Raw genomic sequence first — 9,415 nt, forward strand, 5'->3', positions numbered from 1 at the left:
GACCCGAACACCGGCGAGATCACCGTCACCATCCCGAAGTCCGCGAACCCGGGCGACGAAAAGACCATCCTGGTGGATGTGAAGTACCCGGACGGCTCCACCAGCACAAAGGTCCCGGCCAAGGTCATCGTGCTCAACGAGCCGGGCTATGGCGAAGTCACCGACAAGCCGGGCGAGAAGGTCGAGCTGCCGCAGACCGGCGACGTGGTCGACGGCTCCACCTTCACCATCAACCCGAAGCAGGACCTGGGCGACTGGAAGCCGGTCGTTGACGAGAAGACCGGCACCATCACCGTCACCATCCCGGAGAACGCGAAGCCGGGTGACGTCAAGGAAATCCTCGTCGACGTCAAGGACCCGAAGTCCGGCAAGACCGACACCGTCCCGGCGAAGGTCATCGTCCACGGCGCACCGGAGTACACGCCGGTGGAGAAGACCCCGGGCGACAAGGTGACCCTGCCGCCGAAGACCGACGGCGTGCCGCCGAAGTCCACCTACGAGATCACCCCGGACCAGGACCTGGGCGACTGGAAACCGGAGATCGACCCGAACACCGGCGAGATCACCGTCACCGTGCCGGAGACCGCCAAGGACGGCGACAAGAAGACCATCGACGTCACCGTCACCTACCCGGGCGGCAAGACCGACACGGTCCCGGCCGAGATCACTGTGAAGGACCGGGAGACCTCCCCGGGCAAGGACGATGAGCCGGGTACCCCGGAGAACCCGGACAAGAAGGGCCCGACGGTCATCGTCATCCCGGGCGGGACCAAGGAGCTGACTCCGGAGGTCAGCGGTGACAAGAACGGCGACCCGACCTACAAGATCCCGGACGGCTGGAAGATTCCGGACGGCTGGAAGATCACCGTCGATCCGAAGACCGGCGACATCACCATCACCGCGCCGAAGGACGCCACCCCGGGCACGAAGATCGAGGTCCCGGTGGAGATCACTTTCCCGAGCGGCAACAAGGAGACCCAGGAGATCCCGGTCGAGGTCGGCGAGACCTCCGAGGGCACCATCCCGTACGTCCCGGGCCAGAAGGATCCGCTGGTGGTCTTCGTGCCGAAGGACGCGGACAAGGGCACCGACCCGAAGCTTCCTGAAGGCTGGACCATCGTCGAGCGCGGCAACAACTCCTTCACCATCGAGGTGCCGGAGGGCACCAAGCCGGGCATCTACGAGGTGGTCTTCCCGGGCAAGGACGGCGAGATCAAGGTGCTGGTCGAGGTCAAGCAGGCCGTGACCGAGCAGGGCTCCTCCGAGAACCTGCAGAAGTGCTTCGCCAACATGTCGTCCGAGTCCAACCCGCTGCTGTGGCTGGTCCCGGTCGGCCTGCTCATCGCTATCGGCGCCCCGCTGGCTGGCCCGCTCGGCCAGGAGCTGGGCAAGGCTGCCGCGAACGTGTCGGCGCAGATGAACATCCCGAACCCGCTTGAGCAGTTCGGCATCGGCGGCAACACCAACCGCCGTCCGCAGCCGGAGTGGGTGACCCAGCTGCAGGCTGAGGCCAGCCGCATCCAGGCGCAGTTCGGTCCGGAGGTCACCCAGGCCGCCGCAATCGGCCTGTCCCTGGCCGGCCTCGCAGCGGGCCTGGGCATCCTGGCCGCGCTGTGCAAGGACGGCGAGCTGCCGGAGTGGGCGGCGTCCTCCACTAACGCCGAGGGTTCGTCCTCGAACAAGGACGGCGAGGGTTCCTCCAAGGAGGAGAAGCCGGCAGAGGACACGCCGGCTAAGGAGAAGTAACTCCCAGCGCTAGAACGCCCAGCCGCCCCCGTGAGACCAAACGGGGGCGGCTGGTTTTTCGTCGATAGGCTATTGCCCGAAGCCTTCGCCCTTGCGCCACGTCAAGGCCGCGCCGGGGGAGACGGGCGAGGCCGGATCGAGTATGTTGTGGACGCGAAGCCACTGCGTGTCCACCTGCTCGGGCGTGATGTCCACGACCGTGTAGCCGTGGGTGTCCAGCGCCACGTGGTGCAGGCTGGGGTTCGCGGCGCGCAGGTAGCCGCACGCCGCGCCGAAGATGGGGTGGCCGGTGCGGATCTTCGTCGACTCCGCCACGTTCGGCGCGGTGATGGAGGAGCAGACGATCTCGCAGCCGATCTCCTCGCCGCCGTGGGCGATGGTGTGCGCCCACTCGGAGTGGATGTCGCCGGTGAGGAAGATCGGCTGCTTGCCTAAACGGCCCAGGGCGTTGATCAGGCGGCGGCGCTCGAAGTCGTAGCCGTCCCACTGGTCGCCGTTGAGCGGCATGTCGTTGAGCTCGGGCAACGGTGCCTGCGCCGGCACGATGTTCGCACTGAGCGACTTCGCCACGGGCCGCGTGGCCGCGTGGTTGAACGCCGCGCCGAGGTGCAGCGGGGAGAACATCACGGAGTTGCCCAGTGCGTTCCACGTCGCGGTGGAGCGCTCGAGGGTGTTGATGAGCCAGTCGTACTGCTCGGAGCCGAGCATCGTGCGGGCATCGCCGGTTTGGCGGGCGCCGCCGCGCCAAAACTCCTTGTCGCGGTAGGTGCGCAGGTCCATGATGGTCAGCTCCACCAGGTCGCCGAAACGCAGGGAGCGGTAGATGTGGCCCTCGTCGGACGTTTCGGTCAGGCGCACCGGCATCCATTCGTAGTAGGCGCGCATGGCGGCGTCGCGGCGGGTGTGGAAGTCGCCCTCGTCCGCGTTGTGGTTGTCGGCGCCGTCACGCCAATTGTTGTTGGCGATTTCGTGGTCGTCCCACACCACCACCCACGGCAGGGCAGCGTGGGCGTCGCGCAGGTGCGGGTCGGTGCGGTAGCGGCCGTAGCGGGTGCGGTAGTCCGCCAGGGCGACAATTTCGTGGGCGGGCTGGTGCAGGCGCACGGGCCCGTAGCCGGCGTATTCGTACTGGGCGTATTCGTAGATGTAGTCGCCGAGGAAGACGGTCAGGTCCAGCTCGCCCGCCCAGGCGCGGGCCGCCATGTCCTGGTAGGCGGTGAAGAAGCCGGATTCCCAGTTGGCGCAGGAGGCGACGGCCCAGCGCTGCCGGTCCACGTGGCCAGCGGGTGCGGTTTTGGTGCGGCCGAGCGGGGAGGCGGCGCCCTCGTGCGGGCCGTTGGCCACGGTGAACGCGTAGTAGTAGACGGTGTCCGGTTCCAGGCCGGGCACGTCGACGTGGATGGTGTGGTCGCGCTCCACGCGGCTTTCGGTCTCGCCCTCGGCGACGACGTTGCGAAGCTGCGTGTCGCGCGCGACCCGCCAGCGCACCCGGGTGTTGGCGCCGCCGCCGGAGCCCGGCATCGCGTGCTCGTCGGGAGTAATGCGCGTCCAGATCACCACCGCGTCCGGCAGCGGGTCGCCGGAGGCCACGCCGTGCACAAACGGCAGCGGTGCTAGCTCCATCTCCACGGGCACCGGCTTCGTCGGCAGCGTGCTCTGCGATTGTGCGCTCGGCACCGCCACCGCCGCCCCCGCCGCCGAGGTTGCCACAGCGGCGGTGCGTAGGAAGTTGCGGCGGGAGACTGTGTGCGGCGAGTTCACGCCCATATCTTGGGCCGTGGATGGCAGTCCCGCGACCCGAGTGGCGCGATTTTGCGGGGATTTCAGCTCGAATTTTCGCGCTGTTTACCCTTTACGCGGATGGGGTCGCGATGTCGCGGTTGCCCAGCCGGGCGTCGATACGCAGAAGGCCCGAGCCGTCATCGCCGACGAGGTTGAGCTGGTCGAGGATCTCACCGACGGTGGCCTCCTCCTCGACCTGCTCGTTGAGGAACCAGTTGAGCAGGGCGCGGGACTCGAGGTCACCGACTTCGTCGGCAAGCCGGGTGATGGTGCGGATCTGCTCGGAGACCTTCCGTTCGTGGGCGAGCGCGGCCTCGAATGCCTGGCGCGGCGTGTTGATCTCCGGCGCGTTGATCTCGATGGTCTTCGGCACGACGCGCTCACCGCGGTCGATGAGGTGCTGGGCGAACTTCAGTGCGTGCTCGCACTCCTCCTTTGCTTGGGCGACGAACCACTGGCACAGGCCCGGGAAGGACAGTGCGTCCATCTCGTTGGCCAGGTGGCGGTAGGTGTAGGCGGCTGCGTACTCTTCGGTGACTTGCTGGTTGATGGCGTCTTTGAGCTGTTGGTCGATCATGGTGCGCAATCGTACGCGAAATTTTGTAGCTAGGTAAGCCTTGCCTAAAAATTTTTTAGGAGGAGCCCTATGGCGGTGAGTGGGTGTGTTGCAACGGCATTGATGGCAGATCTGTCGTTTAACCCCAATTCCCCCACGCGTATATGCGAAAACCGGCACCCACGCAGGGCACCGGTTTCGGATTTTGCGGAGGATGTGGGATTTGAACCCACGAGGGTCGTGAAACCCGCACGCGTTCCAGGCGTGTGACATAGGCCGCTAGTCGAATCCTCCAGCGACACTCGAAAGCGTCTTGCGATATATTAGACCACCCCGCGCCCACGGCCAAAACCGCAGCGCATCCGGCGTTCGTGCGCGTGGCTTGTTTATCGGGGGCCAACATGGCTACAGTATCGGGCAGGATCCCACGCGGTGTTATCTTGTGAACTCCCCCAGGGCGGGAACGCAGCAAGGGTCAGCGAGCTCTGGCAGGTGCGTGGGGTCCCTTTTCATTGCGCGCTACGATGTAACCCATGTCTCTTTCGGATCTTGATCCCACCCAGTTCTCCGAGCTGGCGCAGCGCACCCGCCAGCAGTACGACGAGCTCAAGGCCCGCAACCTCAACCTCGATCTGACGCGCGGCAAGCCGTCGAGCGAGCAGCTCGACTTTTCCAACGCTCTGCTCTCCCTGCCGGGGGAGGGCGACTACACCGACAGCACGGGCACGGACGTGCGCAACTACGGCGGCCTGACCGGCATCGCGGACATCCGCGAGCTGTGGGCGGAGGCGCTCGGCATCGACCCGGACAACCTCATCGCGGGCGATTCCTCCAGCCTGAACATCATGTTCGACCTGATCTCCTGGTCCTACATTTGGGGCAACAACGACTCGCCGCGCCCCTGGAAGGACGAGGAGCGCGTCAAGTGGATCTGCCCCGTGCCGGGCTACGACCGCCACTTCTCCATCACCGAGCACTTCGGCTTCGAGATGATCCAGGTGCCCATGACCCCGACGGGCCCCGACATGGACGCCGTCGAGGAGTTGGTCAAAGACCCCCAGGTCAAGGGCATGTGGACGGTGCCGATTTTCGGTAACCCGACGGGGGTGACGTTCGCACCGGAGGTCGTCGAGAAGCTTGCCGCGATGGAAACCGCGGCGCCCGACTTCCGCATCGTCTGGGACAACGCCTACGCCATCCACACCCTCACTGGCGCGCAGACCGACAACCCCGACGTGATCGCGCTCGCGGAAAAGCACGGCAACCCGAACCGCTTCTGGTACATGTCGTCCACCTCCAAAATCACCCTCGCGGGCTCCGGCGTGGCGTTCTTCGCCTCCTCGAAGGCAAACTTGGAGTGGTACGCCTCCCACGCCTCCATCCGCGGCATCGGCCCCAACAAGGTCAACCAGCTCGCACACGTGCGTTTGCTTGGCGACGTCCAAGGGTTGCACACGCACATGAAACAGCACGCAGCATCGCTGGCGCCGAAGTTCGAGGCCGTCATCGGGATCCTCGAAGACCGACTCGGCGAGTTTGGTGTGGCGCAGTGGACCGAGCCGGAGGGCGGCTACTTCATCTCCCTTGACGTGCTGGACGGCTCCGCCACCCGCGTGTGGGAGCTGGCCAAAGACGCCGGCATCACCCTGACCAAGGCGGGCGCGTCCTTCCCACACGGGGTGGATGAGAAGGACCAGAACATCCGCCTCGCGCCGTCGCTGCCGCCGCTGGATGAAGTGCGCACCGCCATGGACGGTGTGGCCACCTGCGTGCTGCTCGCCTGCGTGGAAGCTGCGGAGGCACAGGCGGGCTAGACTTGCCCGCGTGGCTCTGTACAGGAAATACCGCCCCGCAACGTTCGGCGAGGTCATCGGCCAGGAGCAGGTGACCCGCCCACTTTCGACCGCCCTGGACAACGGGCGGATCTCGCACGCCTACCTCTTTTCCGGTCCGCGCGGCTGCGGAAAGACGTCCTCGGCGCGCATCCTGGCGCGATCGCTCAACTGCGCCGAGGGGCCCACGTCCACGCCCTGCGGCGTGTGCGAATCCTGTGTCGCGCTCGCGCCGGGCGGGTCCGGCAACCTGGACGTGATGGAGCTTGACGCCGCCTCCCACGGCGGCGTGGAGGACATGCGCGAGCTGCGCGAGCGGGCGCTGTTCGCGCCGGCGGAGTCGCGCTACCGCGTCTTCATCATTGACGAGGCCCACATGATCACCAAAGAGGGCAACAACGCCCTGCTGAAGATCGTGGAGGAGCCGCCGGCCCACCTGATTTTCATCTTCGCCACCACCGAGCCGGAGAAGATGCTGGGCACCATCCGCTCGCGCACCCACAACTACCCGTTTAGGCTGCTGGCGCCGCAGGCGATGCGCGAGCTGGTGCAGCACGTGGTGGAGGAAGAAGGCGTCCACGTGGACGAGAACGTCTACCCGCTGGTCATCCGCGCCGGCGGCGGTTCGCCGCGCGACACCCTGTCGATTCTGGACCAGATGCTCTCCGGCGCCGGCGAGGACGGCCTGACCTACGAGTTAGCGCTGCCGCTGCTCGGCGTGACGGACCTGACGCTTCTCGACGCCGCCGTCGACGCCCTCGCCGACCGCGACGCAGCCGCGATGTACCGCACCATCGACCAAGTCATCGAGTCCGGCCACGAGCCCCGCCGCTTCGCCCTCGACCTGCTCGACCGCATGCGCGACCTGCTGCTGATCCGCACCGTCCCGGACGCCTTTGGGCAAGGGCTTGTCGACGCGCCTTCGGACCGCGCCGACATCCTCACCCAAGAGGCCCACCAGTTCTCCCCGCAGCACTTGGCCGTGCTGGCGTCCGAGGTCAACGACCGCATCGCGGACCTGCGCGGGGCGACTTCGCCCCGCCTGCTGTTGGAGATCATGGCCGCCCACCTGCTCACGTTGCAGCCCGGCGGCTCTGGTGCTGCGCCCGCCGCTCCCGCCGGTTCTGGTGCTGTGCCCCAGCCCGCGCCTTCTCCCGCGCCCTCCCCGCAGCAACCCCAGACATCACAACAACCCGGCCCTTCCCAACCGGGTGGTGGTGCGGCCGCAGCGGCCGCCGCAGCTGCCGCCGCGGCGAGTGCTTCGCGCAACCGCCAGCAGGAGCAGCCGCCCGCACAGCCGGCAGAACCCAAGCCGGAGCTCAAGCCTGAACCCCAGCAGGAGACCGCTAAAGCCCCTGCGCCGGACACTGACGAGCTGTTTGAGCGCATCGAGAAGGACTGGACACGGCTGCGCCAGTCCGTCGGCGAGCGCAACAAAGTCGCCGAGATCATGCTCACCGAGGCGAAACCCCTCGGCTTCGACGGCGACGTCCTCGTGGTTGGCCACCACACCGGCGCGCTCGCCGAGCGCATCAACGCAGAGAAGAACAACACCGACATCGCCACCGTGCTCTCGGAGAAGCTCGGGGCGAAAATCCAGGTCCGTTGCGTCATCGGCACCGACCCGTCCACCGCGAACCTGCGCCGCCCCGCCAAGCGCGAGGTGTGGAACCCGGGCGCGGAAACCGGCAGTGAGGACAGCTCGAGCTCCGACAGCGCCGATTCCGACGACCCCGCCCCCGCCCCGGCCAGCGGCTGGGACGCGCCCGCCCAGATCGGCGGGCCCGCGGCGGAGCACCCCACGCCGCCGCCAGCCCCGCAGCAACAAGCCCCCGCCCAACCGATGCCCGCCAAGCGCGAGGACGACTGGCGCAGCGCGGCCCTGGCCGCCAGCCAAAAAGCCGCCGAGCGGGCCAAGCGCGAACGCGAGGAGATTCCGCCGCCGCAGGAGCCGTATGACTATGACGAGGGGGAGCCGGAGGCGTCGATAGGCAATGTGCCCGAATACACCCGCGAAGACGAAGAACGCGACATGGCCGACCAGGCGCGCGACGAAGCCGGCACCGCCGACCGCCGCGACGCCACCGAAGTGGCGATGGACCTGCTCGCCGCCGAGCTCGGCGCGAAGCCGTTGTAGACTGGCGCGAGAACTATTAGCGAACGAAAGGGGATAAACCATGACCCAGCCGCAAGATATGCAGGAACTCATCCGCCAGGCCGCCGAGGTGCAGGCCGCCCTCCAGCAGGCGCAGATGGAACTTCTGCAGACTGAGGTCACCGGCACCGCCGGCGGCGAACTCGTCACCGTCACCATGACCGGCGGCGCCGAGATCACCGACATCAAAATCAAGCCGGAGGCCGTCGATGCCGACGACATCGAGTCGCTGCAGGACCTCATCCTCGCCGCGTACCGCGACGCCCACAACCAGGCTGGCAAGCTCGCTGAAGAGAAGATCGCCCCGCTGACCGGCGGCGCGATGGGCGGCGGCGCACCGCAGGGTGGCGCGCCGCAGGCAGGCCCGGGCGAGATCCCGTTCGGCGGCATCATCTAACTCCCGCTCTACGCGTCCGGCCCTTTGCGCGGTCGGGCGCGTTTTCTTATGTGAAAGGACGCCGTGTTCGAAGGACCACTGCAGGACCTTATCGACGAGCTATCGCGCCTCCCCGGCGTCGGACCGAAATCCGCGCAACGGATTGCATTTCACCTGTTGAAGGAGGAACCGGAGGACGTCGATAGGCTGCGCGCCGCGTTGGCCGCCGTGCGCGACGGGGTGACGTTCTGCCGCATCTGCAACAACGTCTCGCGCGAGGACGTGTGCCGCATCTGCGCCGACTCCGGGCGCGACAAGGCGCTCGTGTGCGTGGTGGAAGACGCGAAAGACATCCAGGTCATCGAGCGCACCGGCGAATACTCCGGCCGCTACCACGTGCTCGGGGGCGCGCTGGACCCGCTGGCGAACGTCGGGCCGAAGGACCTGGCGATCGCGCCGCTGTTGCAGCGCATCGGCGGGGTGCTGCCGGACCTGGAGGGCGCCGAGGCGCCGGCGGTGTCCGAGGTCATCCTGGCCACCGACCCCGACACCGAGGGCGAGGCGACCGCGTCGTACCTGGTGCGGCTTTTGAAGGACTTTCCGGACCTGACCATTTCGCGTTTGGCGTCCGGTATGCCGTTGGGCGGGGACTTGGAGTTTGTCGACGAGCTCACGCTTTCCCGCGCACTGACCGGCAGACTGCGGTTGTAGCGCCGCGGTTCCAGGGTGGGGGCGGCTGTGGACAACTTTGGGGCTGGTGTGGTGAGTTATCCACAGATTTCGGTTCGGGGGTTGTGCAGGGTTGTGTGCTGTTTAGTGTTCGTGGCATGAACCCGTTCGACGCGTTTATTCAGGCGATGGCCGCAGCATCCATGGAGACGCTGCGGCACTTCGACCTGTCGGTTGCGCTTTCGGCTGGGATGGCGCCGGATCGGGCGCGCGCGTGGGACGGGATGCAGAAGGTGTAC

At 67.0% G+C, this 9,415-nt stretch carries 7 protein-coding genes, 1 tRNA gene and 1 other RNA gene; 6 read left to right on the forward strand and 3 right to left on the reverse strand.

Going from position 1 to position 9,415, the window contains the following annotated elements; translation table 11 throughout:
* On the forward strand, positions 1–1,746 hold a 1,746-nt coding region (locus HMPREF2791_RS12115; RefSeq protein WP_210400191.1), incomplete at its 5' end, for a YPDG domain-containing protein.
* A 69-nt stretch (positions 1,747–1,815) separates the two neighbouring features.
* Here the strand turns inward: HMPREF2791_RS12115 and HMPREF2791_RS11275 are convergent.
* The 3 genes from HMPREF2791_RS11275 to HMPREF2791_RS11285 form a co-directional block, all read right to left on the reverse strand.
* A complete protein-coding gene (locus HMPREF2791_RS11275) occupies positions 1,816–3,507 on the reverse strand; it encodes an alkaline phosphatase D family protein (protein ID WP_371336041.1) in 1,692 nt (563 codons plus the stop codon).
* A 91-nt stretch (positions 3,508–3,598) separates the two neighbouring features.
* Positions 3,599–4,102 (reverse strand): ferritin, encoded by a 504-nt coding sequence (locus HMPREF2791_RS11280; RefSeq protein WP_181889678.1) that lies wholly within the window; start codon positions 4,100–4,102, stop codon positions 3,599–3,601.
* A 190-nt stretch (positions 4,103–4,292) separates the two neighbouring features.
* A tRNA-Ser gene (locus HMPREF2791_RS11285) sits at positions 4,293–4,378 on the reverse strand.
* A 122-nt stretch (positions 4,379–4,500) separates the two neighbouring features.
* Here HMPREF2791_RS11285 and ffs point away from each other — a divergent pair.
* From ffs to recR, 5 genes are all read left to right on the forward strand, one after another.
* Positions 4,501–4,596, forward strand: an RNA gene (gene ffs / locus HMPREF2791_RS11290) — signal recognition particle sRNA small type.
* A 21-nt stretch (positions 4,597–4,617) separates the two neighbouring features.
* Positions 4,618–5,898 carry an aspartate aminotransferase type Ic gene (locus HMPREF2791_RS11295; RefSeq protein WP_070845384.1) on the forward strand — a complete coding sequence of 427 codons (1,281 nt, stop codon included), beginning with the start codon at positions 4,618–4,620 and terminating at the stop codon, positions 5,896–5,898.
* 10 nt (positions 5,899–5,908) lie between these two features.
* Complete coding sequence (locus HMPREF2791_RS11300; protein ID WP_070845385.1) at positions 5,909–8,053, forward strand: DNA polymerase III subunit gamma and tau; 2,145 nt, start codon at positions 5,909–5,911, stop codon at positions 8,051–8,053.
* A gap of 40 nt (positions 8,054–8,093) precedes the next feature.
* A complete protein-coding gene (locus HMPREF2791_RS11305) occupies positions 8,094–8,468 on the forward strand; it encodes a YbaB/EbfC family nucleoid-associated protein (protein ID WP_070475125.1) in 375 nt (124 codons plus the stop codon).
* Between the two features lie 63 nt (positions 8,469–8,531).
* Positions 8,532–9,158: a recombination mediator RecR gene (recR, locus tag HMPREF2791_RS11310; protein ID WP_070845387.1), complete on the forward strand. Its 627-nt coding sequence runs from the start codon at positions 8,532–8,534 to the stop codon at positions 9,156–9,158.
* Positions 9,159–9,415: the final 257 nt, after the last annotated feature.

It is taken from the genome of Corynebacterium sp. HMSC034A01 (assembly GCF_001838175.1).
Classification (GTDB): domain Bacteria; phylum Actinomycetota; class Actinomycetes; order Mycobacteriales; family Mycobacteriaceae; genus Corynebacterium.